23 protein-coding genes are annotated in these 25,761 nt (G+C 55.2%); 12 read left to right on the top strand and 11 right to left on the bottom strand.

The features are described 5' to 3' along the window. Positions 1 to 189: 189 nt before the first annotated feature. Together pyrG and eno are read left to right on the top strand one after the other, a co-directional pair. Complete coding sequence (pyrG, locus tag AAIE02_RS19440) at positions 190 to 1,827, top strand: glutamine hydrolyzing CTP synthase (protein WP_008458383.1); 1,638 nt, start codon at positions 190 to 192, stop codon at positions 1,825 to 1,827. An 87-nt stretch (positions 1,828 to 1,914) separates the two neighbouring features. Further along, positions 1,915 to 3,219: a phosphopyruvate hydratase gene (gene eno, locus AAIE02_RS19435; RefSeq protein ID WP_008458382.1), complete on the top strand. Its 1,305-nt coding sequence runs from the start codon at positions 1,915 to 1,917 to the stop codon at positions 3,217 to 3,219. A gap of 133 nt (positions 3,220 to 3,352) precedes the next feature. On the opposite strand, the gene AAIE02_RS19430 is transcribed toward eno, so the two are convergent. Next, positions 3,353 to 4,051, bottom strand: a complete 699-nt coding sequence (locus AAIE02_RS19430) for an N-acetylmannosamine-6-phosphate 2-epimerase (protein WP_166995579.1) — start codon at positions 4,049 to 4,051, stop codon at positions 3,353 to 3,355. Beyond that, positions 4,048 to 5,604 carry a PTS transporter subunit EIIC gene (locus AAIE02_RS19425; protein WP_166995581.1) on the bottom strand — a complete coding sequence of 519 codons (1,557 nt, stop codon included), beginning with the start codon at positions 5,602 to 5,604 and terminating at the stop codon, positions 4,048 to 4,050. The genes AAIE02_RS19430 and AAIE02_RS19425 overlap by 4 nt, the downstream gene beginning before the upstream one ends. Before the next feature lie 176 nt (positions 5,605 to 5,780). Here AAIE02_RS19425 and AAIE02_RS19420 point away from each other — a divergent pair, with 176 nt between their 5' ends. Continuing rightward, positions 5,781 to 6,608, top strand: coding sequence for a MurR/RpiR family transcriptional regulator (locus tag AAIE02_RS19420; RefSeq protein WP_498533073.1), 828 nt, complete (start codon positions 5,781 to 5,783; stop codon positions 6,606 to 6,608). A gap of 94 nt (positions 6,609 to 6,702) precedes the next feature. On the opposite strand, the gene AAIE02_RS19415 is transcribed toward AAIE02_RS19420, so the two are convergent. From AAIE02_RS19415 to AAIE02_RS19405, 3 genes are read right to left on the bottom strand one after another with little or no spacing between them, the layout of a single operon-like run. After that, complete coding sequence (locus AAIE02_RS19415; RefSeq protein WP_498533072.1) at positions 6,703 to 7,815, bottom strand: M20 family metallopeptidase; 1,113 nt, start codon at positions 7,813 to 7,815, stop codon at positions 6,703 to 6,705. A 3-nt stretch (positions 7,816 to 7,818) separates the two neighbouring features. Continuing rightward, positions 7,819 to 8,286 carry a YjiG family protein gene (locus AAIE02_RS19410; protein WP_008458378.1) on the bottom strand — a complete coding sequence of 156 codons (468 nt, stop codon included), beginning with the start codon at positions 8,284 to 8,286 and terminating at the stop codon, positions 7,819 to 7,821. Further along, a complete protein-coding gene (locus AAIE02_RS19405; protein ID WP_008458376.1) occupies positions 8,279 to 8,992 on the bottom strand; it encodes a nucleoside recognition domain-containing protein in 714 nt (237 codons plus the stop codon). Before AAIE02_RS19405 ends, AAIE02_RS19410 begins: the two co-directional genes overlap by 8 nt. Positions 8,993 to 9,254: 262 nt before the next feature. On the opposite strand from AAIE02_RS19405, the gene queE reads away from it, so the two are divergent. After that, positions 9,255 to 9,926: a 7-carboxy-7-deazaguanine synthase QueE gene (gene queE, locus AAIE02_RS19400; RefSeq protein ID WP_008458374.1), complete on the top strand. Its 672-nt coding sequence runs from the start codon at positions 9,255 to 9,257 to the stop codon at positions 9,924 to 9,926. Between the two features lie 45 nt (positions 9,927 to 9,971). Here the strand turns inward: queE and AAIE02_RS19395 are convergent, their stop codons facing one another. Next, a complete protein-coding gene (locus AAIE02_RS19395) occupies positions 9,972 to 11,450 on the bottom strand; it encodes an FGGY-family carbohydrate kinase (protein WP_336709405.1) in 1,479 nt (492 codons plus the stop codon). Between the two features lie 26 nt (positions 11,451 to 11,476). Then, positions 11,477 to 12,775 (bottom strand): MFS transporter, encoded by a 1,299-nt coding sequence (locus AAIE02_RS19390; RefSeq protein WP_166995592.1) that lies wholly within the window; start codon positions 12,773 to 12,775, stop codon positions 11,477 to 11,479. Positions 12,776 to 13,124: 349 nt separating this feature from the next. On the opposite strand from AAIE02_RS19390, the gene AAIE02_RS19385 reads away from it, so the two are divergent. From AAIE02_RS19385 to AAIE02_RS19365, 5 genes are all read left to right on the top strand, one after another. After that, positions 13,125 to 13,910, top strand: coding sequence for an SDR family oxidoreductase (locus AAIE02_RS19385; RefSeq protein WP_008458368.1), 786 nt, complete (start codon positions 13,125 to 13,127; stop codon positions 13,908 to 13,910). Between the two features lie 70 nt (positions 13,911 to 13,980). Next, positions 13,981 to 15,435, top strand: a complete 1,455-nt coding sequence (locus AAIE02_RS19380) for an FAD-binding oxidoreductase (RefSeq protein WP_008458367.1) — start codon at positions 13,981 to 13,983, stop codon at positions 15,433 to 15,435. Positions 15,436 to 15,505: 70 nt separating this feature from the next. Beyond that, positions 15,506 to 16,861: an MFS transporter gene (locus AAIE02_RS19375; RefSeq protein WP_205246576.1), complete on the top strand. Its 1,356-nt coding sequence runs from the start codon at positions 15,506 to 15,508 to the stop codon at positions 16,859 to 16,861. Further along, complete coding sequence (locus AAIE02_RS19370; RefSeq protein ID WP_498533071.1) at positions 16,839 to 17,618, top strand: electron transfer flavoprotein subunit beta/FixA family protein; 780 nt, start codon at positions 16,839 to 16,841, stop codon at positions 17,616 to 17,618. Before AAIE02_RS19375 ends, AAIE02_RS19370 begins: the two co-directional genes overlap by 23 nt. Next, the gene (locus AAIE02_RS19365) at positions 17,615 to 18,481 is read left to right on the top strand and encodes an electron transfer flavoprotein subunit alpha/FixB family protein (RefSeq protein WP_336983576.1); all 867 of its coding nucleotides are present in this window, start codon (positions 17,615 to 17,617) and stop codon (positions 18,479 to 18,481) included. Before AAIE02_RS19370 ends, AAIE02_RS19365 begins: the two co-directional genes overlap by 4 nt. On the opposite strand, the gene AAIE02_RS19360 is transcribed toward AAIE02_RS19365, so the two are convergent. From AAIE02_RS19360 to queD, 4 genes are all read right to left on the bottom strand, one after another. Next, the gene (locus AAIE02_RS19360; protein WP_008458359.1) at positions 18,465 to 19,040 is read right to left on the bottom strand and encodes a glycerol-3-phosphate responsive antiterminator; all 576 of its coding nucleotides are present in this window, start codon (positions 19,038 to 19,040) and stop codon (positions 18,465 to 18,467) included. The two genes, AAIE02_RS19365 and AAIE02_RS19360, sit on opposite strands and share 17 nt — an antisense overlap. 13 nt (positions 19,041 to 19,053) lie before the next feature. Continuing rightward, positions 19,054 to 19,326, bottom strand: coding sequence for a ferredoxin family protein (locus AAIE02_RS19355; protein WP_166868277.1), 273 nt, complete (start codon positions 19,324 to 19,326; stop codon positions 19,054 to 19,056). Further along, complete coding sequence (locus AAIE02_RS19350; protein ID WP_336983578.1) at positions 19,323 to 20,597, bottom strand: FAD-dependent oxidoreductase; 1,275 nt, start codon at positions 20,595 to 20,597, stop codon at positions 19,323 to 19,325. The genes AAIE02_RS19355 and AAIE02_RS19350 overlap by 4 nt, the downstream gene beginning before the upstream one ends. 111 nt (positions 20,598 to 20,708) lie before the next feature. Beyond that, positions 20,709 to 21,074: a 6-carboxytetrahydropterin synthase QueD gene (gene queD / locus AAIE02_RS19345; RefSeq protein WP_162473299.1), complete on the bottom strand. Its 366-nt coding sequence runs from the start codon at positions 21,072 to 21,074 to the stop codon at positions 20,709 to 20,711. Positions 21,075 to 21,376: 302 nt separating this feature from the next. On the opposite strand from queD, the gene cysJ reads away from it, so the two are divergent. From cysJ to cysH, 3 genes are all read left to right on the top strand, one after another. Next, on the top strand, positions 21,377 to 23,182 hold the full coding sequence (gene cysJ, locus AAIE02_RS19340) for an NADPH-dependent assimilatory sulfite reductase flavoprotein subunit (RefSeq protein WP_336983579.1): 1,806 nt from the start codon (positions 21,377 to 21,379) through the stop codon (positions 23,180 to 23,182). Continuing rightward, a complete protein-coding gene (cysI, locus tag AAIE02_RS19335; protein ID WP_336983580.1) occupies positions 23,182 to 24,894 on the top strand; it encodes an assimilatory sulfite reductase (NADPH) hemoprotein subunit in 1,713 nt (570 codons plus the stop codon). The genes cysJ and cysI overlap by 1 nt, the downstream gene beginning before the upstream one ends. Before the next feature lie 134 nt (positions 24,895 to 25,028). Beyond that, on the top strand, positions 25,029 to 25,760 hold the full coding sequence (cysH, locus tag AAIE02_RS19330; protein ID WP_166995604.1) for a phosphoadenosine phosphosulfate reductase: 732 nt from the start codon (positions 25,029 to 25,031) through the stop codon (positions 25,758 to 25,760). The last annotated feature ends 1 nt before the right edge of the window (position 25,761 follow it).

Raw genomic sequence — 25,761 nt, 5'->3', positions numbered from 1 at the left:
TTATTTAACAAGCGATTGATTTGCGTCAAAAACATTTCTCACGGAAGGGCTATTTTCTTAGCCTGACTGTGGGGCCGGATTGATTTCCGGGGAACAGAATGAATGTTTGTGGCGCCCATGCTGTTCGGGTATACTACTTTCCCGTCCTGGTTATTCCATCGTCTTTAAACCTAACTTCTCAGGTTCAGCATGACAACGAACTATATTTTTGTGACCGGCGGGGTCGTTTCCTCTCTGGGTAAAGGCATTGCCGCAGCCTCCCTCGCAGCTATTCTTGAAGCCCGTGGCCTCAACGTATCCATCATGAAACTCGATCCGTACATCAACGTCGATCCGGGTACCATGAGCCCTATTCAACATGGGGAAGTGTTCGTTACCGAAGACGGCGCTGAAACCGATCTGGATCTGGGTCACTACGAGCGTTTCATCCGTAACAAGATGAGCCGCCGCAACAACTTCACCACTGGCCGTATCTACTCTGACGTTCTGCGTAAAGAACGCCGTGGTGACTATCTTGGCGCGACCGTGCAGGTTATCCCGCACATCACCAACGCCATTAAAGAACGTATTCTGGAAGGCGGCGAAGGCCACGACGTGGTGCTGGTTGAAATCGGCGGCACCGTCGGTGACATCGAATCCCTGCCGTTCCTTGAAGCGATTCGCCAGATGGCGGTAGAAGTGGGCCGTGAGCACACGCTCTACATGCATCTGACGCTGGTGCCTTACATGGCCGCAGCCGGTGAAGTGAAAACCAAGCCGACTCAGCACTCCGTAAAAGAACTGCTTTCCATTGGTATCCAGCCAGACGTGCTGATCTGCCGTTCTGACCGCGTTGTACCGGCCAACGAACGTGCGAAGATTGCATTGTTCTGTAACGTTCCAGAGAAAGCGGTAATCTCTCTGAAAGACGTCGATTCTATCTATAAAATTCCAGGCCTGTTGAAATCCCAGGGGCTGGACGATTATATTTGTAAACGATTCAGCTTGAACGCGCCGGAAGCCAATCTGGCAGAATGGGAACAGGTTATCTATGAAGAAGCCAACCCAACGGGCGAAATCACTATCGGTATGGTCGGCAAGTACATTGAACTGCCGGATGCCTATAAGTCGGTGATTGAAGCGCTGAAACACGGCGGGCTGAAAAACCGTCTGACCGTGAACATCAAGCTGATTGATTCACAGGATGTTGAAACCCGCGGCGTTGAGCTGCTGAAAGGTCTGGATGCGATTCTGATCCCTGGCGGCTTCGGCTACCGCGGCGTTGAAGGCAAGATTGCCACCGCGCGCTATGCCCGTGAAAACAACATCCCGTACCTCGGCATTTGCCTGGGTATGCAGGTTGCGCTTATCGAGTTCGCCCGTAACGTGGCGGGCATGGATAACGCCAACTCCACTGAATTTGTGCCAGACTGTAAGTACCCTGTGGTGGCGTTGATCACCGAGTGGCGCGATGAAGAAGGCAATGTTGAAGTGCGCAGCGAGAAGAGCGATCTGGGCGGCACCATGCGCCTCGGCGGCCAGCAGTGCCAGCTGACCGACGGTAGCCTGGTTCGCCAGATGTACGGTGAGCCAACTATTGTTGAACGCCATCGCCATCGCTACGAAGTCAACAACATGCTGCTGAAACCGATTGAAGCAGCTGGTTTACGTGTTGCAGGTCGTTCCGGTGATGACCAACTGGTGGAAATCATCGAGGTGCCAAATCATCCATGGTTTGTTGCCTGCCAGTTCCACCCGGAATTCACTTCGACTCCGCGTGACGGGCACCCACTGTTTGCAGGCTTCGTGAAAGCCGCCGGTGAGTACCAGAAACGCCAGGCGAAGTAAGCAGAGTTAGAACGGCAACGCGCGACATTTTCGCGCGTTGTTTGTCTGGAGTTTTAGTTTAACGTTGTGACTTGAGGAAAACCTACTATGTCCAAAATTGTGAAAGTGATCGGTCGTGAAATCATCGACTCCCGCGGTAACCCGACTGTTGAAGCCGAAGTTCACCTGGAAGGCGGTTTCGTTGGTCTGGCAGCTGCACCATCAGGTGCTTCTACCGGTTCCCGTGAAGCTCTGGAACTGCGCGATGGCGACAAATCTCGTTTCATGGGTAAAGGCGTACTGAAAGCTGTTGCTGCGGTTAACGGCCCGATCGCTGAAGCTGTGCTTGGCAAAGATGCTAAAGACCAGGCTAACATCGATAAGATCATGATCGATCTGGATGGCACCGAGAACAAATCCAAGTTTGGCGCAAACGCCATTCTGGCTGTTTCCCTGGCTGCTGCTAAAGCTGCTGCTGCCTCTAAAGGCCTGCCGCTTTACGCTCACATCGCTGAACTGAACGGCACCCCAGGCAAATTCTCTATGCCTCTGCCAATGATGAACATCATCAACGGCGGCGAGCACGCTGACAACAACGTTGATATCCAGGAATTCATGATTCAGCCTGTTGGCGCGAAAACTCTGAAAGAAGCGGTACGTATCGGTTCTGAAGTGTTCCACAACCTGGCAAAAGTGCTGAAGTCCAAAGGCATGAACACTGCTGTGGGTGACGAAGGTGGCTACGCGCCTAACCTGGGTTCCAACGCAGAAGCGCTGGCTGTTATCGCTGAAGCGGTTAAAGCAGCAGGCTACGAGCTGGGCAAAGATGTTACCCTGGCAATGGACTGTGCAGCGTCTGAGTTCTACAAAGACGGCAAATACGTTCTGGCTGGCGAAGGCAACAAAGCGTTCACCTCTGAAGAGTTCACTCACTTCCTGGAAAACCTGACCAAAGATTACCCAATCGTTTCTATCGAAGACGGTCTGGACGAATCTGACTGGGCTGGTTTCGCATACCAGACCAAAGTGCTGGGCGACAAAATCCAGCTGGTTGGTGACGATCTGTTCGTAACCAACACCAAGATCCTGAAAGAAGGTATCGAAAAAGGCATCGTTAACTCCATCCTGATCAAATTCAACCAGATCGGTTCCCTGACCGAAACTCTGGCTGCGATCAAAATGGCGAAAGACGCTGGCTACACTGCGGTTATCTCTCACCGTTCTGGCGAAACCGAAGATGCGACCATCGCTGACCTGGCTGTGGGCACCGCTGCTGGCCAGATCAAAACCGGTTCTATGAGCCGTTCTGACCGTGTTGCTAAGTACAACCAGCTGATTCGTATCGAAGAAGCACTGGCTGCACAGGGCACCCCAGCACCGTTCAATGGTCTGAAAGAAGTTAAAGGTCAGTAAGTTCTTACTGCTGCTTTAGACTTTGAAAAACCCGCTTCGGCGGGTTTTTTTTCGTCTTGTGAATATTCTGAATGGACCTGGCTAACGCGTTAATCAGCCGGTTCAACCCCAGAGCTGAACCGACTCTGATTGACTATTCCGCGCCTGAAATGGCGTTGACAAAACGACGGGTGATTTGCTGCGGGCGAGTAATTGCGCCCCCCACCACGACCGCATACGCCCCCAGCGTCAGGCAATACGCCGCCATTTCCGGCGTGTCTACATTTCCTTCAGCGATAACTGGCACGTCAACGGCGCTCACGACCTCACGTAAGAAACGGCAGTTATCGGCTGCGAGAATTTGACCTTCGCTTTCCGGCGTATATCCGTGCAGCGTTGTCCCCACGCAGTCAAAACCGAGCTTCGCCGCCTGTCGGGCTTCTTCTACTGTGGCAATGTCCGCCATCAGGAGTAAGTCCGGGTAACGCTGGCGAATTGCTGCCACCAGCGCTGGCAATGTCAACTCGCCCGGCCGCTGATGGGCAGTGGCGTCGAGAGCAATCATCGCCGGCTTCGCGGCCATAAGCTCATCAACTTCTTTCAACGTTGGCGTGATGTAAACATCACTGCCTGGGTAATCTCGTTTGATGATGGCAATTACCGGTAAATCTACGGTTTCCATAATCGTTTGTACGTCGACGAGACTGTTAGCACGAATAGCCGCCGCGCCACCCTGAAGGGCGGCTAGCGCCATACGAGACATAATAAACGGGCTGTGAAGCGGTTCATTTTCCAACGCCTGACAGGAGACGATAAGCTTCCCCTGAATCTGCGACAACATGGAGGGTTTCATAATGCGAGTAGCTCCTCTACTTCATTTTTGATTATGGTGACGTGGGGCCCGTAAATCACCTGGACGCCGTTGCCGCGAACAATAACGGCGCGTGCTCCCGTCTGTTTCAGCAGGGTTTCATCGACCCTATCTCCGTTGTTCAGGGTCACTCGAAGTCGGGTCGCGCAGCAATCCAGTTCGGCAATGTTCTCTTTGCCCCCCAAGGCGGTAATAATCTGCTGTGACCGCTCGCTGGCGTTGATCTCCTGGGTTTCCGTCGAAACATCTTCCCGGCCCGGCGTTTTGAAATTGAAGCGAGTGATAACAAAGCGGAAGGTGAAGTAGTACAGGAAGAACCAGGGAATACCGACCAGGGGCACATACAGCCAGTGCGTTTTCGCCTCGCCCTGAAGCACGCCGAACAGGATGAAATCGATAAAGCCGCCTGAGAACGTTTGGCCGATCGTGATGTGTAGAATATGCGCCATCATGAAGGCCAGGCCGTCAAACACCGCATGGATGACATACAACACAGGCGCAATAAACAGGAATGAAAACTCAATCGGCTCGGTGATGCCGGTGAGGAAGGATGTTAGCGCCGCGGAGAGCAGTAACCCCGCGACCCGCTTGCGGTTTTCTGGTTTAGCGGTGTGATACATCGCCAGGCAGGCGCCCAGCAGGCCAAACATCATGGTAATAAATCGGCCAGACATAAAACGCGCGGTACCGATGTAAAACTGCTGGGTATTCGGGTCGGCCAACTGAGCAAAGAAGATACGCTGCGTGCCTTCCACCAGATGACCATTAATCATTTCACTCCCGCCCAGCGCTGTGGTCCAGAACGGCAGGTAAAAAATATGGTGTAGGCCGAATGGGCCAAGCATCCGCAGCACAAACCCGTAGATGAAAGTACCCAAATAGCCCGTAGCGTCTACCAGGCCACCCATACCAAAGATAAGCTTTTGGAAATGCGGCCAGACAATTGTCATCCCCGCCCCCGCCAGAATTGCCGCCAGCGAACTGATAATGGGGATAAATCGCGAGCCACCGAAGAAGCCGAGGAACTGAGGCAGTGCAATTTTGTTATAGCGATTGTGCAGCCATGAGGTAATTAGCCCGATAACCACGCCACCGAACACGCCGGTCTCAAGCGTCTGAATGCCGAGAGCCATTCCCTGCCCGACAGCGCCAGGATTCGATGAGGCAAGGGCGCCTGTCAGGGTTAGCAGTGCATTAATAGTGGCATTCATCACCAGATAGGCCAGCAGCGCGGCCAGCCCGGCAGTGCCTTTGTCTCCTTTTGCCAGTCCCACGGCTATCCCCACGGCGAAAAGCACCGCAAGGTTAGCAAACACGATCGATCCTGCGCTGGCCATGATGGTAAAAATGCCCTGTAGCCAGGCAACATCAAGAAACGGGTAGGCCTTGACCGTATTAGGGTTAGACAGTGCGCCGCCTATCCCCAATAGCAAACCCGCCGCGGGCAACACCGCAATGGGCAGCATGAACGATTTACCGAACCGCTGCGCTTTTTCAAACCAGCCCCCCGAGGAGGTCCCGCTTAACACTGACATAAATTTTCCTCACGAAAGATTACTGTGATGAAAATTTTTATCATAATGTTTTTTGTGATCTGAAAATTTTTACCATAATACCGATCGTCATCACAATTAATCGAATATGCTGGCGCTGTTAGACCGCTTTCCGCCACACTATGCAGAGTTGATTCAGTAAGGCGGGACGAGTGTTGATGACGGACAATGAGAATATTTTGCTGCACCTGCGACAGGGGCTACCGGGCTATAGCCCGACGCTGCAAAAACTGGGGGATTTCATTCTGACCCAGCCGCAAAAAGTGCTGTACCTGACCATCACGGAGCTGGCAAAAGAGAGCGATACCAGTGAGGCGAGCGTGACGCGCCTTTGCCGTCATCTGGGCTGTAAGGGCTATACCGAATTTAAAATGGCGGTTGCGCTTGATGTCCAGCAGGAGCAACCTCAGGCCGTCTCGCAGGGGGACAGCATTGATGAGCTGGTGCAAGAGTCCGTTCAGGCCCTCATTGATACCGGGAAATTGATAAATCGCGAGGCGCTCAGGCAGGCGGGGTTGGCATTACATGAAGCATCATCCGTACAGATTTACGGCGTTGCCGCCAGCGCTATTATGGGTGATTACCTGCATTACAAGCTTCTACGTTTGGGTAAGTCTGCCCAGCTCTTTAGCGATATGCACCGGGCCGCGATGAACGCGGCAATGTTGGGGGAGCAGGATTTAGCGATTGTTATTTCCAGTTCTGGTTCCACGAAAGACCTGCTTAATGCGGTGAAAATTGCCAAAAAGCGCCACGCCAGGGTCATTCTTCTGAGCAACACGCTGCGTAGCCCGCTGGCAGATTTGGCCGACCTTTTGCTCGTTGCTGCCAAGCCTGAAGGGCCTCTGAGCGCCGGTTCGCTGAACGCAAAAGTGGGGGCGATGCTGCTGGTCGAAGCCCTGGTTAATGAACTGGTCACCCACGGTAGCCATTACGCGTTGGCCAGTCAGCAGACCGCCAGCGCCACCCTGCCGCTGCTGATCTAGGCTCTCACTGCAGAATGCTTTTTTTTGCCGTATGGGCGTCCGGCGACAGAGGGTTACCAATAAGAGAGAAGGCCGGGAATTCCCCGGCCTTTTTTTATAGCGAGCGGATCACTTCGCGCAGCAGTCGAACCCGTGGTTCGATACTGTTGAGCTCCAGATATTCGGAAGGGGAATGGAAACCCGCGCCGACAGGGCCAAACCCGTCCAGGGAAGGTACGCCCAGGGCCGCCGTGTGGTTGGCGTCTGAGCCGCCTCCCACCGCCTGCCAGCGAACTTCCACGTCGACAGCCTGACCGGCTTTTTCCACCAGCTTCATCAGCTTTTCCGTTTCAGCGGAAGGTGACATCGCGGGCGTTTGTGCCTGCTGTTCGACGATGGTTAACACATCAGGCTCGAACTGGTGGTGGCGGAACGACTGAACGGCCTCGTTAACCCGCAGATATTCGTCGTTATCATTGAAGCGGAGATCGACAATCATCTCCGCGCGATCCGCCACGATATTCGCCCCAACGCCGCCGGAAATCACGCCGGTGTTCAACGTGGTACCCTTCGTCGTATCGGCCAGATCGCTGATTGCCAGCACCGCGTGGGCGAGCGCTTTCACCGCAGAACGGCCTTTTTCCGGATCGTTGCCCGCATGGGCGGCTACGCCTTTAAAAGTCAGGCGGTAACGGGCCATGCCTTTTCTGGCTTTCACCAGAGAGCCGTCGGCTCTTGCCGCCTCGCATACCAGCACGCAGCGGCTGCGTTTTGCTATGCCGCCTATCCATTCGTGTGAATGGGCTGAACCCGTTTCTTCGTCCGGGTTCATGGCCACGGCGATAGCTAACCGATCAAGATCGGCTTTGTCCAGGCCACGTAGAGCCCAAAGAATAGATAACAACCCGCTTTTCATGTCTGACACGCCTGGCCCATAGGCGCGGTCGCCTTCAATGCTGAAAGGGCGCTCTGAGACGGTTCCCGGCGGGAAGACGGTATCCATATGCCCCACCAGCAAAACGTCGTACTGTGCGGCGTCAGGCTTATTCGTGGCGAACAAACCCGGCCCTACTTTGTTCCCCAGGTCGACGCTGTCGCAGTGCCAGTTTTCTGACAGATACCATTGCTGAAAGATACGGCTGACTTCTTCCACGCCCGCAACGGTGGCGGTGCCGCAGTCGATATTCACGACGCTTTTTAACTCTTGAAGATACTGTTTCAGATCCATGGGTTACTCCAGAATAAGCACGCGCATGATCAGCATGGCGCAAAATGCGTTGAGTACGGAAAGGGCTATCATCAGAGGAATGCGTTTCGCCGGAATACCGACCACGCCGAGGATACGCCCGGCGTACTGCACCTGAGAGCCCATCAAATAGATGGCCGGTGCGAGAATCGCCAGGTGTTCGCCGCTGAGAATGCCTCTTTCAAACAGGCTGATAGCGACGCCTACGCCGCCGCCCATCGACATCCAGCCGCCGATGAGCACTGCAGCGGCTTCACCGGGCAGTCCAAAGAGTTTCATTACCGGGCCAAACAGCCACGCCATGCCCTGCAGCGCGCCCGTCAGCTCAAGCGCATAGATAATAATGAATGCCATCAACACATTAGGTAGCGTACTGGTTGTGGCGATGGTCCAGCCTTTGCGCGCGCCGGCAACAAAGACATCGGTGATCATCGGTTTTGCTGCATCAGCCATGTTGCGCCTCCGTTTTTGTTTTCCGTTCTGTGACGTTCAGGATCAGGCGCATCATGTTTGCCCCTACGATTTTCATCATGAACATCACGGCGACGCACATGCCGATAGAGCTTGGCACGGCCTGGCTGCCGTCAACGGCGATCAGCGTGAAGAGCACGGCCCCGGAAGAGAAAAAGTTGGTGATCATGGCGCCAGCGGAAAACTGGAACATAGTGAACACGGTTTTTTCTTTTTCGGTAATCTGGCCTTCATCGGCAAGCACGCGGGTGAGTGACGCGCCAACGTCGGTACTCTGCAGGCTGCCGATTAGCGCAAGGCCCGTGGCACCGGGCACGCCCATCAGGGGACGAAGGAGAGGGGTCAGCAGTTTTCTTGCGGCCCGCAGCGCGCCGTAGTGTTCCAGCACGTTAATCATGCCCAGCGCAAACATCACGGCGGGAATCAGGCCAAAAGCGAAGAGAAAACCGTCCATTGCGCCATACCCGCCGTTGCCGCGGAAGGCGCTTTTGGCAACATCCAGCGATTCTCCGGCCGGGTTAACGCCGCTGACCACTTTGCCAAAGGCGCCGTTTAGCGTGGTGAAGTCAAACACCCCGTACCAGTTTTTTCCGCCTAACAGGCCAGAAAAAAAGACCATCGCAAACAGCAGGCTAAACCAGGCGGCGGGCCCAACTCTTTGTTGTCCGGGAACAGAAGAATCATCCATTTATCATTTCCTTATGTAATTTCAGAGGGAAAGCCAGAGGGATGCTAGAAGTTAGCAATACGTGCTGTTATGACGACGATCAACATGAGGAACGAACGTTTAATCACCATAAGAAAGTTGAGAACTGGCACACAGTAACCTTGAGAATAGAGAATGTTTGCGCGACATGGGCATCAGGTATCGCCGTGGTGCAGCCGCTTTCGCATGATCTCCATCGCCAGTTCTGCGATAATTACTTTTTGTGACTATGACTGAGATGATTATGCAGTACCCGATTAACGAGATGTTCCAGACCCTGCAAGGGGAAGGCTATTTTACCGGCGTGCCCGCCATTTTTATTCGCCTGCAGGGTTGCCCGGTAGGTTGCGCCTGGTGCGATACCAAACATACCTGGGATAAGCTCGCGGATCGTGAAGTGTCGCTGTTCAGTATCCTGGCCAAAACTAAAGAAAGCGATAAATGGGGCGCGGCAAGCGCCGAAGATCTACTTACCGTGATTGGCCGCCAGGGCTATACCGCGAGGCATGTGGTGATTACCGGCGGTGAGCCGTGCATTCACGACCTCACGCCGCTGACAGATTTGCTCGAGAAAAACGGGTTTAGCTGCCAGATAGAAACCAGCGGCACGCATGAAGTGCGCTGCACGGCAAATACCTGGGTGACGGTTTCCCCGAAGGTGAACATGCGCGGCGGGTACGACATTCTCTCCCAGGCGCTGGAACGCGCGGATGAAATTAAGCACCCGGTTGGGCGTATGCGTGACGTCGAAGCGCTGGACGAACTGCTGGCTACGTTGACGGATGAGAAAAGCCGCATCATCGCGTTGCAGCCAATCAGCCAAAAAGAGGACGCGACGCGTCTGTGCATCGAAACCTGCATCGCGCGCAACTGGCGCCTGTCGATGCAGACGCACAAGTATTTGAATATTGCCTGATGAGCAAAGCCGGGTGTAGCCATCACACCCGGCGTAAACCGCTAGTTAAGCGTTGGACCAGCTTTGAATCGAGTCCGTGTTATCTAACTCGCCGTGCATCACCTGATACGATTTTTTCAGAATAACGTCAGTGTGCTGCGTTAACTCCCTGAAAATGCCTTTGTTTAGCGCCTCATAGCGTTTAGCGTTGCTTTCAACGGGCATAAACACGTCTTTGACCCGCACCATTTTTTCGACGGCGGTTTCATAGCTGGTATACAGCCCCAGCCCGACGGCGGTGTTGATTGCCGCACCCAGACTTGCGCAGCCGTTGATCGCGTTACGCCTGACCGGCAGGTTAAACACGTCGGCAAAGATCTGCATAAACAGGTCGCTGTTGGAGCCGCCGCCAGTGATAATCACATGTTTGGCAAAGTGGTCCATCTCATGGCACATATTGTCGTAGTTGTTTTTCAGCGTCAGGGCGATGCTTTCGAGGATCGAGCGGTAAATCCACGCGTAGTCCATGCTGGAATCAAAACCTATCATGATCCCACGCTTAAACGGTTCCCAGGGATTGGTCAGCCAGTCCAGCACGGTCATTAAGCCGTTACAGCCCGGCGGCACCAGCGCGGCTTTCTTGTTCAATAACCCTTCCGGGGAAAGATTCTGCGCTTTGGCATCCTGAATCAATGACTCGCCCAGCATGTCGCGCAGCCAGCTTACCGTCCACATTCCTTTGCGGATGCCGTAGCCCTCATACAACAGCGTTTCAGGCACAGACGACATAATGGGCCAGTAGGCCACGGGGGCTTTTGGCAGCGCTTTGCCGTTCATCATCAGCGCGATATAGGTGCCGAGAGAAATCACCGCCGTTTCATCATCCAGCAGCCCGGCCCCAAGCGCTTCAACCGGCTTATCGCTGGTGGTACAAACGACCGGTAATCCGGCCGGGAAGCCCGTAGCCTTCGCTGCGTTTTCTGTGAGATGGCCAATGACCGTGCCCGGCATCTGAACATCAAACAGCATGGTGCGTGGAATATTAAATTTCTTCAGCACTTCGCCGTCGTCGCTCCATGACCACGTTTTGTAGTCCACCGGCCACTGGCCAAAATAGTTGGCGATATTGTCTTTGAACTCGCCGGTTAAGCGATGGGACAGGTAACCCGAGAATGAAGTCACCCAGGCCACATCAGGATTTGTGTGCTCGTAGGGGCGGGTGACGCGGGCATCCTGCCAGCTGATCAGCGGCGCAGCTGGGGTGCCGTCGGCCTTTAATAAGGCGCGACAGCAGCGTATGGAGCCGAGGCCAATCCCAACTATCGCACTTATGTCTCCTGTGAAGTGGCTCATTAAATCCTGCCCGGCGCGGCACAGCGAGTCCCACAGATCGTCGTCAGGGTGTTCGGCGGTATCCGCGTCCGGCGTGTACATCGGCTGCAGCAGCCCCTTGCCTTCGCAGACGATATTACCTGCCAGATCGTACATCACGACTTTTGTACTCTGGCTTCCACCATCAATCCCAATGATGTATTGCTTCGACATTGCCTTTCTCCTTCAATTTTCCCTCATCACTCGCCCGTTGCGGCCAGCGATGCCAATTTTTCCTGTGCGATGTCGGCGGCGCGAATTTTGCGAATCAGCAAAAAGGCAAACACGATGACCATGCACAGTGCGGCTAATCCCATCAGCCACATGTTGCGGTAGGCTTCTTCTGCGGGCAGGGTGTCCTGCCAGTGGCCGACAAGCGGGTATACGAATACGTCCGGCAAGAAGCCGATGACCGAACAGATACCCACGGTGGTTCCCATAATATAGGGCGGCGTTCTCGCTTCGCCGGGGCAGGCCCAGTACAACCCGCGTGAGGCGTAACAGGTGAACCCCAGCAGTAAAATAAGCCCAATGCCCATCGCAACGGACTGAGGATTGGCGTTGGTCGCCAGCAGCGCTACCAGTGCGACTGCGCCAACAATAGAGAGCAACTGCACCACGCGAGTGGGCGATTTAATTCTGCTGTAGGTCGTAATAATGCCGCCCAGCGGGCCGCAAAAGGCGCGGAAGATTTTATTGATCACGATGCCCATGTAGCTGGCGGCCACCAGCGACATGCCGTACATCTCGGTCAGATAGTTGGTGGAATAGCTCAGGATGGCATAAATGGTGTAAACCCCGAAGATCACCATACTGCAGTACCAGGTGGTACTTATCCGTAAAACGGACAGAATATCTTTGAGCTGGAAGGCCGGTTTTTTGGCTGCCTGAGCACCTTCTGTGCGGCCGGTAAAGCCGTCGCTGACAAAGAACCAACACAGCACGCCAAGCGCAATATAAACGCCGCTGTAGATAAGAATAACGGCTTTAAGGCTGTTGGCATCTTCCGGCGCAAAGCGCGAAAACACCCACATGGTGAATACCGCCAGCGCCATCACGCCGACGCCGCGCAGGCCTTCCATCCAGCCCATAATTTTTCCCTGCTCGCTATGATCCCCCAGCAGGGAAGCCGCCTTAATGGAGACCGACCACAGCATCAGGATGGTGGTCACGGCGAAGGCGACCTGAATGACGATCATTACCCACAGCGGCGGATAGAACGCCATCACAATCCCCAACAGGCCGGTGGCAATCATCGCCAGCGTCATCATTACGCGGTGAGAGAATTTATCAGCAATAATTCCACTCGGCGCATAAAGGATAATTGCGGTTATTCCGAAAGTACTCATAATTAAGCCTATTTCGGTATTGCTAAACCCCATGAATTTTGCCATGGGGATTTGGTAAATATACCTTAAATAAGCAAGGTCAAAACTTACACCACCACTGATACTTATTATTGCCAGCGTTAGCCAGCGACGAAAATTTGAATCACGCATGGTGTGCTCTCAGTAATCAGGATTGTTAAAGACAAAAAAAAGAGAAAAGTAACCAATCCCCTTTTAAGGGCTGATTACTTTTCTCATGGGCTCTAGTAATTGCGGAGATTATTAACATGCAGCGTGTTTTTTTAGTGTGAGAAATATCACGATATTGGTTTTCACGGCGAATAATTTAGCGATAGAACCCTCTTGTTAATGAGTTGTGATATTGATCACACAACATGCCCCCACCGCTGTGATACTTATTTTAGTCAGTTACTAGAGACGATGAGAAAAGTAACTTCCCTTTCGGGGGGAGCTTGCTTTTCTCATTTTTTTTGCGTTTAAAAAATTTAAGGAGTTCATCATGTCGCTCAGCGCACTCAACGAATTCTCACTGGACTTCTTCTCGCTCAAGGGGAAGACGGCGATTGTCACCGGCGGTAACAGCGGGCTGGGGCAGGCCTTCGCCATGGCGCTGGCTAAGGCTGGCGCGAATGTGTTTATTCCAACGGTGGTGGAAGAGAAAGGCGAAACGCGTCAACTAATTGAACAACAAGGCGTAAAAGTGGCGTTTATGACCGTGGATATCACGGAGAAAGGTGCCCCGGCTCAGGTCATCGCCCAGTGCCTGGAAACCTTTGGTTCGGTGGATATTCTGGTCAACAACGCCGGGATCTGTAAGCTCAACAAGGTGCTGGATTTCGGCCGCGCCGACTGGGACCCGATGATCAACATCAACCTGACCGCGGCGTTCGAATTAAGTCACGAGGCGGCCAAAGTGATGATTCCGCAAAAGCACGGAAAAATTATTAATATCTGTTCGCTATTTTCTTATCTTGGCGGCCAATGGTCTCCGGCTTATTCCGCCACAAAACACGCGCTGGCCGGTTTAACGAAAGCGTATTGCGATGAATTAGGCCAATATAATATTCAGGTGAACGGTATTGCGCCTGGTTATTATGCCACCGATATTACTACCGAAACGCGTAAAAATCCGGAAACCAACAAGCGCGTACTGGATCATATTCCAGCCAACCGCTGGGGTGAAACGCAGGATCTTATGGGGGCAATGGTTTATTTATCCAGCCGTGCTTCAGATTATGTTAATGGCCATTTGTTAGTCGTTGATGGTGGTTATTTAGTCAGGTAGTTTTCGCAGGGTGGTTCCTGCTTTCTCTTATTTATATCCGTATTCCCTTATTTGTCAGGAAGGAGTTGTCATGTCTTTATCTCGCGAAGCAATTGTGGATCAATTAAAAGAAATCGTTGGTCCGCAGCAGGTTATTACCGATGAAAAAGTATTACAGAAAAACAGTATCGACCGGTTCAGAAAATATGCGGATATTCATGGCGTGTACACTCAGCCGCTGCCGGCCGCGGTAGTGAAACTGCAGAACACTGAGCAAGTCTCCAGCGTACTGGCGTTTCTGAACAGCAACCACATCACCTGTATCCCGCGAACCGGCGCTTCCGCAACGGAAGGCGGCCTGGAAGCGGTGGTGAAAAACTCCGTGGTGCTGGATGGCTCCGGGCTGAACAAGATTGTCGATATCGACATTGAAAACATGCAGGCCACCGCCCAGTGCGGCGTGCCGCTGGAAGTGCTGGAAGATGCCCTGCGTGAAAAAGGCTACACCACCGGCCACTCGCCGCAGTCCAAACCGCTGGCACAAATGGGCGGCCTTGTGGCAACCCGCAGCATCGGCCAGTTCTCAACCCTGTACGGGGCGATTGAGGACATGGTGGTTGGTCTGGAAGCCGTATTCCCGGACGGTAGCATCACTCGCATTAAAAACGTGCCGCGCCGTGCCGCTGGCCCGGACATTCGCCACGTGATCATCGGCAACGAAGGGGCGCTCTGCTACATCACCGAAGTAACGGTAAAAATCTTCAAGTACATGCCGGAAAACAACCTGTTCTACGGCTACATCCTCGACAACATGAAGACCGGGTTCAACATCCTGCGTGAAGTGATGGTGGAAGGCTACCGTCCGTCGATTGCCCGCCTGTATGACGCCGAAGATGGCACCCAGCACTTCACCCATTTTGCCGACGGCAAATGCGTGCTGATCTTTATGGCAGAAGGCTCTAAGCGCCTGGCTGAAGCGACCGGCGCGGGCATCGAAGAAATTGTTGCCCGCCACCCGGAATGCAAGAAAGTGGACAGCAAGCTCATCGAAACCTGGTTCAACAACCTGAACTGGGGGCCAGACAAAGTGGCCGCCGAACGTGTGCAGATCCTGAAAACCGGCAACATGGGCTTTACCACGGAAGTTTCTGGCAGCTGGAGCTGCATTAATGAGATTTACCACAATGTGATCGAGCGCATTCGCAACGAGTTCCCACATGCGGGTGATATCACTATGCTGGGCGGCCACTCTTCCCACAGCTACATCAACGGCACCAACATGTACTTCGTGTACGACTACAACGTGGTGGGTTGCAAGCCGGAAGAGGAGATCGACAAGTACCACAATCCGCTGAACAAAATCATCGTGGAAGAGACGATTCGCCTCGGCGGCTCGATGGTGCACCACCACGGGATCGGCAAGCACCGCGTGCACTGGTCCAGGCTGGAGCACGGTACCGCCTGGCCAATCATGCAGGGCCTGAAAGATCAGTACGATCCGAACGGCATCATGAACACCGGCACGATTTGGCCGATTGAAAAATAATCGCACATAACCGCACGGGTCGGCTCTCAGGAGCCGACCTCTTCATTTACGGATCGACAAAGGAATCAGTATGCACGCCGAACCGGTTCGTATGGATGACCTGCCGCTTAATCGCTTTCATTTACGCATTGCCGGGCTGACCTTCGGCGCTCACTTGACGGACGGCTACGTGCTCGGCGTAATTGGCTTTGCGCTGGTGATGATTGCGCCGCAAATGAGCCTGACGCCGCTTCAGGAAGGATTAGTGGGCGGCTCGGCGCTGTTTGGGCTGTTTCTGGGCAGCCTGGTGCTGGGCTGGATCTCCGATCATATTGGTCGTCAGAAAATCTTTAACTTCAGCTTCGTGCTCATCACACTGGCCTCCTTTTTACAATTTTTCGTTAGTAACGTAGAGCAGTTGATTCTGCTGCGGGTGCTGATTGGCATCGGGCTGGGCGGCGACTACTCCGTGGGCCACACCATGTTGGCCGAATTTGCCCCGCGCAAACATCGTGGTGTGCTGCTCGGCGCTTTTAGCGTGGTCTGGACGCTGGGTTATGTGCTGGCGAGCCTCATTGGGCATCAGCTAGTGGAGAGCGGGCCGGAAGCCTGGCGCTGGCTGCTGGCGTCGGCCGCGTTACCTGCGTTGTTAATCACTGTCTTGCGCTGGGGCACCCCGGAATCTCCTCGTTGGTTGCTTCGCCAGGGGCGGGTGTCCGAAGCGCATCAGATTGTGCGCCGCTGCTTCGGCGAACATGTTGTTATTAGCGATGAGATTGCGGTGCCAACTTCCCGCCATCTCCGCACGTTGTTTTCCGGGCAATACTGGCGGCGTACCGCGTTTAATAGCCTGTTCTTTGTTTGCCTGGTGATCCCGTGGTTTGCGATTTATACCTGGCTGCCGTCCATTACCGGGCTGCTGGGTATGCAGGATGGCCTGACCGCCAGCCTGTTGCTGAATGTGGTGCTGGTGGTGGGCGCGATCGCGGGCCTGGTGCTGACCCACCGCTGCTCAAGACGCGGCTTCCTGATCGGCGGTTTTCTGGTGCTGTTCTTCAGCCTTACCGCACTGGCGCTGGTGCCGGAACAACACGGCACCCTCATCCTGCTGCTGTTCTTTGTTTTTACGCTGACCATTTCGGCGGTCAGCAACCTGGTCGGCGTTCTCCCCGCTGAGAGTTTCCCGACGGATATTCGCTCGCTGGGCGTAGGGTTTGCGACGTCGATGAGCCGCCTGGGTTCGGCAATTAGCACCGGACTGCTGCCGGTGGCGCTGGTCTCCTTCGGGGTGCAAAACACCATGCTGTTGCTGAGCGCGGTTCTGATGCTGGGCCTGCTGGTTTCCGTCTTCTGGGCGCCGGAAACGCGAAACATGAGCCTTGTGGCCGCGTCCGGGAATAAAGAGCAGCCGCCGGGGGTGAATCATGAACATTCTGTTAGCCTTTAAGGCCGAGCCAGACCTCGCCATGCTGGCGGAAAAAGACTGGCTGACCGCCGGACAGGGCAGCCTGGACACCTCGATAACGCGCCCTTGTCTGGGAGAAGATGAGGCTGCTGCCGCGGAGATACTGCTGCGTCAGGCTGAAGGCTTAAACCTTACCGCCTTAAGCATTGGTCACGAGCGTGCGGACAGCTTTCTTCGCCAGTTCAAAGCGCTGGGGTTCCTGCGAGCCGTTCGGCTGCAGCCGGATGACGAGCTGACTTTTTCTCCCGCCTCAGTGGCTGCCTTGCTGGCCGCATGGCAGCAGCAACATTCTCAATCTCTGGTGGTCATGGGCTCACGCAGCGCCGAAGGTAACAGCGGCCAGATGGGGTTTTACCTCGCCGAACAGCTGGGCTGGCCGTGTTTCACTCAGGTCTGTGATTTCACGCTCGATGCTGAACGGCAGCAGCTTTGCCTGAAACAGCGGCACGGCGCAGGAAAACGCAGCCTGACCGTGCGGCTGCCTGCGGTGCTGATGATTGAAAGCCGTGGAGATTACTGCCTTAGAACGCCTGGCCTGCGACAAAAGCTGGCGGTGAAAGCTTCGGACGTTGAGGTCTTGCCTGTGAAAGTCCCTGGTCATGAGGAGGCATTCTCTCCTCTGGTCGGGCTGGATCACCCTCAGCGGCAGCGCGGCGGCTTAATCATTCAGGGCAGCGATGTGCGCGAAAAGGTCCGCAGCCTCTACCGCGACTGGCTACGTAAAAGGATGAAATCATGAAAATTGCCCTGGTTCTGCCTGAAGCGAGGCAAGCGTCGGCGCTCAGTGAGATAGGGCATTTCATTGCGTGCAGTGAAATGGCACCAGAACATGTCGAAGCCTGGCTGCTGCCGGAGAGTGAACTCAGCGAGCCGCTGCTGGAGGGGTTGTATACCCATTTCGTGCCTGCCCCAGTAGACATGCTGTTATTCCCTTCTGGCTGGCAGGGCGCGGAGCTTGCCACCCGGCTGGCTCACCGGCTGCAAGGGGAGGCGTGGAGCGCGATTAACGACGCGGATTTTGCCCGGCAGGTGGTGCGCAAAAACGCCTATGGCGGCGCGCTGGTGGCTGAGCTTCAACTGCACAATAAGCCCTGGTGCCTGAGCGTAGTCGCCGCGCCGGGAGCCAAAACCTGGCAGCCGGAGATCGAGTATGTACCGATTCCCGTGGCAGCACAGAAGCCCGCCTGGCTGCTTGAATCCGGGGCAATTGCCGATGAAGCCGAATCCGGCCTGGCCGATGCCAGGCTTGTGCTGGCGGTGGGGCGGGGAGTTGGCAGCCCTCTAGCCATGGCGCAGGTAGAGAAGATTGCCTGCGGGCTGGGCATGGAAACCGGCGCCAGCCGCGAAGCGGTGATGCACGCCTGGTGCAGCATGGACAAACTGCTGGGGATGTCCGGTACCCAGGTTGCCGCAGACGTTTGTATTGCGGCAGGTGTCTCCGGCGCACCGGCCTTTATCAGCGGTATTGCTCACAGCCGGTTCATTGTTGCCATCAACAACGATCCGCAGGCGGCGATTTTCCGCCACGCCGATGTGGGGATCGTCGATGACCTGCTGCCGGTACTAACCGAGCTGCAAACCTGTGTCAGGGAAGATATTTAGCCAACTGCCAGACGCCGGTATTGGTGGTGGAGATAGCCAACGCCCCGGCGCTGAGTGCGTTGTTGGCGTCCTCCGCGTCGCACACCAGGCCACCGGCAATCACCGGCAGGTCGATTTTTTCTGTGACCCATTTCATCACTTTCGGCATACATCCCGGCAGGATCTCGATGCAGTCCGGGTTCGACTGGGCCACCTGTTTATCGATGTTGTGGTAAGAGATGGAATCGACGATAAACAGCCGGTGAATGGCAAAGAACCCCTGCGCCCTGGCCGCTTTCACCATTGGCGCTTTGGTGCTGATCACGCCGTCGGCCTGGGTCACCAGTTTCAGAAAGTTAATCACAATCTCTTTATTCGATGTCCCTTCCAGTAAATCGACGTGCACCAGCGCGTATTTATTCGCCTTCTTAATTTGCTGCACGATGCCGGTAATGGTGCAGATATTGCCGTACAGTACGGAAATTACCTGGCAGTCGGATTCCAGCGCCAGCTGCAGGCTCTGGTTATCTTTTACCGCTGCAATCAGCGGGTGTTGCTTGAGTAGGGACATCAGGGACACAGCTTGGACTCCATTAACCAAAGCGTAATTGGATGCCGCAGCCTGCGGGCGGGTAGCGCCAGCGGCTGAGGGTTTGTTCGTCGCACAGCAGGCGGCAGGTGCCGCACTCCAGGCAGCCGGTGGTATCAATGTGCAGGCTGCCGTCTTCTTTCTGTCGGTATAGCCCGGCGGGGCAGGCTCGTACCAGCAGAGTAAGCTGTTCGATATCGGGATTATCTGCGGGGACAATGTGTGGTTTCTCCGCAGGTTGCCAGGCGTTCCTGGCCAGTTTCTCATGCAGGTTCACAGGCTGCGCCCTCCGCGAAAAATGTCTTTAACCAGTCTGGAAATACCCGTTTTGCGGGCATGTTTCCACAGCAGGCTGCTGAGTCGTGGCGGCGGTGAATACTGGGGATTAAAGATATCACGCTGCAGCTCAGCCAGCAGGTGCGGATAGTCCTGAAACAGCCCCGGCGTTTGTAAAAAATCAGGCATTTTGCGATAGCGCTCCAGCACCGCCCACAGCGAAGTGCACGCCAACTGGTGGCGGTACGCCTGATGAAGATCGACACTGATATTTTCTTGTAGCGCTTGAATCAGCGTTTGCGCCGCCGCTTTTGCCGAAAGCGCCGCCAAATCCATGCCGCGCACGGTGAAACCGGTATTGATACAGAAACGGGCGCTGTCGCCCACAAGCAAATAGCCGGGGCCGGCCAGGCGCTCGGGAAGCCCGTTCAGGCCACATTCAGGAATCAGATGCGCGCCGTATTCCACCAGCTCGGCACGGCGCAGAAGCGGGCGCAGCGTCGGGTGCTGCTTGAAGTTTTCCAGCAGATCGGGAAGTGAAGTAGAGGCAGCCCGAATTGAAGAGAGCGGGCAGACTATGCCGACAGACAGCGTATCGAGATTGGTATAGAGGAACCCGCCCGCAGGCTGTTCACCGCAGATGCCGCCGGTGAACAGCCAGGCGGCACCGGCGTTACCTTCAAGCGAGAAGCGGTTCTCGAGATCTTCTTTCGGTAGCGCCAGCACTTCTTTCACGCCAACGGCAACGCTGTGCTCGGGTAACTTGTGCAACAGCTTGTGCTGTTCCGCCAGCAGGGTATTGGCCCCTTCGGCGATAACCACGGCTTTGGCGCTCAGCACTTCGCCTTCGATCACCACGCCGCTCACCGCGCCGCTTTCAACATGCAGGCTATCGACCTGAGTCGCCGTCAGGCACTGCGCGCCCGCTTGTTCAGCCTGCTGGAACAGCCACGGATCCAGCCGGGCACGCAGCACGCTGTATGACGCTGCCGAAGGGTGCTGGAAACTCAACGTCGTGGACGTTTCTGCCGTCAGCGCGGAGAGTTTTTCATGGGTGATACAGCGTTCGAGTGGGGCGGCGCGAGAAAAATCAGGAAAGAGGGCATCAAACGCGGCGGTGTAAAGCCTGCCGCCCGACAGGTTTTTGCCTCCCGGCTGAGCTGCCCGCTCAACAAGCAGAACATTTAGCCCGGCGCGCGCGCACTCTACCGCGCAGCAGGAGCCTGCGATCCCCGCGCCAACGACGATAATATCGAAATCTGTAGTGGCCATCCCGTGCACCTTTTAGTTGCGACGTCGCAGCTTACCAAAGTGGGATGAAAATTAGCTTGATGGGGGACGCAGAGAGGAAAAGTCCGGAGTGATTTCCGGACTTTTTTTAGCTTATTCGCCGCGGTAGACGCAGCCTGCGGTGCAGGTTTCTTTGATCATCACCGCGCTTAGCAGTGGCACAACAGGTTTCATCTGATCCCAAATCCATTTCGCCAGCACTTCGCTGGTGGGATTTTCAAGCCCAGGAATATCGTTCAGATAATAGTGATCGAGGCGATCGTAGGTTGGCTTAAACGCGGCTTTCAGCTCGGAGAAGTCCATGATCCAGCCGGTATAAGGATCTACCTCGCCGGTGATTTCCAGGCGCACCATAAAGGAGTGGCCATGCAGGCGACCGCATTTGTGACCTTCCGGGACGTGCGGCAGGCGGTGGGCGGCTTCGAAGGTAAAATCTTTAAACAGGGTGGTGGACATCATTCGACTCTCTGGAATTCAAAAAACCGCCGCATGATAGCGGAATGGACTATTTTTCGCATTAACTAAACGGCGCATTGCCCTGCAGCATGGTGTAAATAGCGGTGAATGCGCTGAAATCTTATATTCATCAGGTAGTTAGGTAATCACTTTTAACACTATGATTTACCTGAAAAAACGATTAGTCGTTTTAGTTATTTATTATTTCCATCCCTTCTTTAATTGTTGATAACCTGCTGGTTAACCTTGACTCATTACAGTCTGTAAGCCCTTTTTTGCCCTTTGCTACTGGAAGCTAAATACGTATGACTTCTCAGGTTCCACCGAGCGCTTTGCTGCCGTTAACGCCGGACCAGCTGGCACGCCTTCAGGCGGCGACCACTGATTTTTCAACCACTCAGCTGGCCTGGTTATCCGGTTATTTCTGGGGAATGATTAACCAGCAGCCTGGTGCTGTCGCGGCGGATCCGGCCCCTGCGGCAGAAGTCCCAGTGATTACGCTAATTTCCGCGTCGCAGACCGGCAACGCACGCCGCGTGAGTGAGCAGCTGCGGGACGACCTGCTGGCGGCGAAGCTGAACGTCAATCTGGTGAACGCGGGCGACTACAAATTCAAACAAATTGCCCAGGAAAAACTGCTGATTGTCGTCAGTTCCACACAAGGGGAAGGCGAGCCGCCTGAAGAGGCCGTGGCCCTGCACAAATTCCTGTTCTCGAAAAAAGCACCGAAGTTGAACGGCACCGCGTTTGCCGTCTTTGGCCTCGGTGACAGCTCGTATGAATTCTTCTGCCAGTCCGGCAAAGACTTCGACAGTAAACTGGCTGAATTAGGCGGCGAGCGCCTGTTGGATCGCGTTGATACCGACGTAGAGTACCAGCCTGCGGCCCAGGCATGGCGCAGCCAAATCGTTGAACTGCTGAAATCCCGCGTCCCGGCCGAAACACCGGCTCAGGCTGCCGCGACGGCCACGGGCGTGAGCAACGAAATCTTCACCAGCCCTTACAGCAAAGAATCACCGTTGACCGCCACGCTTGCGGTGAACCAGAAAATCACCGGCCGTGACTCCGATAAAGACGTGCGCCATATCGAAATCGATCTTGGCGACTCCGGCCTGCGCTATCAGCCGGGCGATGCGCTTGGCGTCTGGTATCAGAACGATCCGGCGCTGGTGAAAGAGCTGACGGATCTGCTATGGCTGAAAGGCGATGAAAGCGTCACCGTCGATGGCAAAACGCTGCCGTTAAGCGAAGCGCTGCAGTGGCACTTCGAGCTGACGGTCAACACCGGCAATATCGTTGAAAACTACGCCCAACTGACCCGCAATACGGCGCTGCTGGAGCTGGTGGGCGATAAAGCCAAATTACAGCATTACGCACAGACCACGCCGATTGTGGACATGGCGCGCTACGCCCCGGCAGAACTGACGGCTGAACAGCTGACTGGCCTGCTGCGTCCGCTCACGCCGCGCCTTTATTCTATTGCCTCTTCGCAGGCGGAAGCTGAAACCGAAGTCCACATTACCGTGGGCGCGGTGCGCTATGACATCGAAGGCCGTGCCCGCAGCGGTGGCGCTTCAGGTTTCCTGGCAGACCGCCTTGAGGAAGATGGCGAAGTGCGCGTGTTCATTGAACATAACGATAACTTCCGCTTACCGGCCAACCCTGAAACCCCGGTCATTATGATTGGCCCCGGCACCGGCATCGCCCCGTTCCGCGCCTTTATTCAGCAGCGCGACAGCGACGGCGCTGGCGGTAAGAACTGGCTGTTCTTTGGCAACCCGCACTTTACCGAAGATTTCCTTTATCAGGTGGAATGGCAGCGCTACGTCAAAGACGGCCTGCTGACGAACATCGATTTAGCCTGGTCCCGTGACCAGCAGCATAAAATATACGTACAAGACAAACTGCGCGAGAAAGGCGCGGAACTGTGGCGCTGGATTCAGGAAGGTGCCCACATTTACGTCTGCGGCGACGCCAACCGTATGGCGAAGGACGTTGAGCAGGCGTTACTGGAAGTGGTTGCCGTCCACGGTGGCATGGACACCGAAGCGGCAGATGAATTTTTAAGTGAGCTGCGCGTTGAGCGCCGTTATCAGCGAGATGTCTACTAATGAGTGAAAAACACCCTGGCCCTCTGGTGGTCGAAGGCAAACTGGTCGACGCCGAACGCCTGAAGCGCGACAGCGATTTTCTGCGCGGCACCATTAAAGAAGATCTGCAGGATGGCCTGACCGGCGGTTTCAACGGCGACAACTTCTTGCTGATCCGCTTCCACGGCATGTATCAGCAGGATGACCGTGATATTCGAGCCGAACGCGCTGAGCAGAAGCTGGAGCCGCGTCACGCGATGATGCTCCGCTGTCGCCTGCCGGGGGGGATTATCACCACCCAGCAGTGGCAGGCTATTGATAAGTTTGCCGAAGATAAGACTATCTACGGCAGCATTCGTCTGACCAACCGCCAGACGTTCCAGTTCCACGGCATTCTGAAGAAGAACGTCAAGCCCGCGCATGAAATGCTGCACGAGGTGGGCCTGGACGCGCTGGCGACGGCCAACGACGTGAACCGTAACGTGCTGTGTACCTCTAACCCGGTGGAGTCTGAGCTGCATCAGGAAGCCTACGAATGGGCGAAAAAGCTCTCTGAGCACCTGCTGCCGCGCACCCGCGCCTACGCCGAAATTTGGTGGGACAAAGAAAAAATCGCCACCACCGACGAAGAGCCGATTCTGGGGCCGACCTATCTGCCGCGTAAGTTTAAAACTACGGTAGTAATCCCGCCGCAGAACGACGTGGATCTGCACGCCAACGACATGAACTTCATCGCGATTGCGGAAAACGGCAAGCTGGTTGGCTTCAACCTGCTGGTCGGCGGTGGCTTGTCCATCGAGCACGGGAATAAAAATACCTATGCCCGCACGGCAAGCGAATTCGGCTACATTCCGCTGGAGCATACTCTGGCGGTAGCGGAAGCGGTGGTGACAACCCAGCGCGACTGGGGAAACCGTACCGACCGTAAAAATGCTAAAACCAAATATACCCTTGAGCGCGTTGGCGTTGATGTGTTTAAGGCGGAGGTTGAGCGCCGCGCTGGCATCAAGTTTGAGCCAACCCGCGCATACGAATTTACCGGCCGCGGCGATCGTATTGGCTGGGTGAAGGGCATTGACGACAAATGGCACCTGACGCTGTTTATCGAAAATGGCCGCATCCTGGATTACCCTGGGCGACCGCTGAAAACCGGTCTGCTGGAGATAGCCAGGATCCACAAAGGTGATTTCCGCCTGACGGCAAACCAGAACCTGATCGTCGCCGGTGTGCCGGAAAGCGAAAAGGCTAAAATTGAGAAGCTGGCAACCGAGTCTGGCTTGATGAATGCGGTTACGCCGCAGCGTGAGAACTCAATGGCCTGCGTGGCGTTCCCGACCTGCCCGCTGGCGATGGCGGAAGCCGAACGCTTCCTGCCGGAGTTTGTCACCAAAGTTGAGCAGGTGATGGATAAACACAAAGTGCCGGATGAGCACATTGTGATGCGTGTTACCGGCTGCCCGAACGGCTGTGGCCGCGCGATGCTGGCCGAAATTGGCCTCGTGGGGAAAGCGCCAGGGCGCTACAACCTGCACATTGGCGGCAACCGTATCGGGACGCGTATTCCGCGCATGTACCGCGAAAACATCACCGAGCCGGAGATCCTCAGCTCGATTGATGAGCTGGTGGGCCGCTGGGCGAAAGAACGTGAGACCGACGAAGGCTTTGGTGATTTTACCGTACGCGCTGGGATTATTCGCCCGGTGCTCGATCCGGCCAGGGATTTGTGGGACTAGTTTTTTCCCCTCACCCTAACCCTCTCCCCAAAGGGGAGAGGGGATTAGCATAACGATTGCCTGGCTTCGCTTCCCCCTCTCCCTTCCAGGGAGAGGGCCGGGGTAAGGGTCATTGATTACTAAGTGAGGCACGTATGTCCGTACTTGATTTAAACGAACTGAACGCCCTTCCTAAAGTCGAACGCGTCATGGCGCTCGCCGAAGTCAACGCTCAGTTGGAAAAACTTAGCGCGCAGCAGCGCGTGACCTGGGCGCTGGAAAATCTGCCAGGGGAATTTGTGCTCTCGTCCAGCTTCGGCATTCAGGCCGCCGTGTGTCTGCATCTGGTCACGCAGCAGCGCCCCGATATCCCGGTGATCCTGACCGATACCGGCTATCTGTTCCCGGAAACCTACCAGTTTATCGACGAGCTTACCGACAAGCTGAAGCTGAATTTGCAGGTGTTCCGCGCGACCGAAAGCCCGGCTTGGCAGGAAGCGCGTTATGGCAAACTGTGGGAGCAGGGCGTGGAGGGCATTGAGCGCTACAACGACATCAACAAAGTTGAGCCGATGAACCGCGCGCTGAAAACGCTGGAGGCGCAAACCTGGTTTGCTGGCCTGCGTCGTGAACAGTCCGGCAGCCGCGCCAATTTGCCGGTGCTGGCCGTACAGCGTGAAGTCTTTAAAATTCTGCCGATCATCGACTGGGATAACCGCACGGTTTACCAGTACCTGACCGAGCACGGGCTGAAGTACCATCCGCTCTGGGATCAGGGCTATTTGTCCGTCGGCGATACCCACACCACCCGTAAATGGGAACCTGGCATGGCAGAAGAAGAGACGCGCTTCTTTGGCCTGAAACGCGAGTGCGGTTTGCACGAATAAA

Source organism: Cedecea sp. Ae19-4 (genome assembly GCF_059801165.1).
The sequence above is the reverse complement of the archived record's forward strand: the minus strand, read 5'-3'. Positions and strand labels throughout refer to the sequence as shown.

Excerpts from the sequence above, each read along its gene's own strand:
- pyrG (WP_008458383.1), top strand. The coding sequence starts at position 190 with ATGACAACGAACTATATTTTTGTGACCGGCGGGGTCGTTTCCTCTCTG.
- eno (WP_008458382.1), top strand. The coding sequence starts at position 1,915 with ATGTCCAAAATTGTGAAAGTGATCGGTCGTGAAATCATCGACTCCCGC.
- AAIE02_RS19430 (WP_166995579.1), bottom strand. The coding sequence starts at position 4,051 with ATGAAACCCTCCATGTTGTCGCAGATTCAGGGGAAGCTTATCGTCTCC.
- AAIE02_RS19425 (WP_166995581.1), bottom strand. The coding sequence starts at position 5,604 with ATGTCAGTGTTAAGCGGGACCTCCTCGGGGGGCTGGTTTGAAAAAGCG.
- AAIE02_RS19420 (WP_498533073.1), top strand. The coding sequence starts at position 5,781 with ATGACGGACAATGAGAATATTTTGCTGCACCTGCGACAGGGGCTACCG.
- AAIE02_RS19415 (WP_498533072.1), bottom strand. The coding sequence starts at position 7,815 with ATGGATCTGAAACAGTATCTTCAAGAGTTAAAAAGCGTCGTGAATATC.
- AAIE02_RS19410 (WP_008458378.1), bottom strand. The coding sequence starts at position 8,286 with ATGGCTGATGCAGCAAAACCGATGATCACCGATGTCTTTGTTGCCGGC.
- AAIE02_RS19405 (WP_008458376.1), bottom strand. The coding sequence starts at position 8,992 with ATGGATGATTCTTCTGTTCCCGGACAACAAAGAGTTGGGCCCGCCGCC.
- queE (WP_008458374.1), top strand. The coding sequence starts at position 9,255 with ATGCAGTACCCGATTAACGAGATGTTCCAGACCCTGCAAGGGGAAGGC.
- AAIE02_RS19395 (WP_336709405.1), bottom strand. The coding sequence starts at position 11,450 with ATGTCGAAGCAATACATCATTGGGATTGATGGTGGAAGCCAGAGTACA.
- AAIE02_RS19390 (WP_166995592.1), bottom strand. The coding sequence starts at position 12,775 with ATGCGTGATTCAAATTTTCGTCGCTGGCTAACGCTGGCAATAATAAGT.
- AAIE02_RS19385 (WP_008458368.1), top strand. The coding sequence starts at position 13,125 with ATGTCGCTCAGCGCACTCAACGAATTCTCACTGGACTTCTTCTCGCTC.
- AAIE02_RS19380 (WP_008458367.1), top strand. The coding sequence starts at position 13,981 with ATGTCTTTATCTCGCGAAGCAATTGTGGATCAATTAAAAGAAATCGTT.
- AAIE02_RS19375 (WP_205246576.1), top strand. The coding sequence starts at position 15,506 with ATGCACGCCGAACCGGTTCGTATGGATGACCTGCCGCTTAATCGCTTT.
- AAIE02_RS19370 (WP_498533071.1), top strand. The coding sequence starts at position 16,839 with ATGAACATTCTGTTAGCCTTTAAGGCCGAGCCAGACCTCGCCATGCTG.
- AAIE02_RS19365 (WP_336983576.1), top strand. The coding sequence starts at position 17,615 with ATGAAAATTGCCCTGGTTCTGCCTGAAGCGAGGCAAGCGTCGGCGCTC.
- AAIE02_RS19350 (WP_336983578.1), bottom strand. The coding sequence starts at position 20,597 with ATGGCCACTACAGATTTCGATATTATCGTCGTTGGCGCGGGGATCGCA.
- queD (WP_162473299.1), bottom strand. The coding sequence starts at position 21,074 with ATGATGTCCACCACCCTGTTTAAAGATTTTACCTTCGAAGCCGCCCAC.
- cysJ (WP_336983579.1), top strand. The coding sequence starts at position 21,377 with ATGACTTCTCAGGTTCCACCGAGCGCTTTGCTGCCGTTAACGCCGGAC.
- cysI (WP_336983580.1), top strand. The coding sequence starts at position 23,182 with ATGAGTGAAAAACACCCTGGCCCTCTGGTGGTCGAAGGCAAACTGGTC.
- cysH (WP_166995604.1), top strand. The coding sequence starts at position 25,029 with ATGTCCGTACTTGATTTAAACGAACTGAACGCCCTTCCTAAAGTCGAA.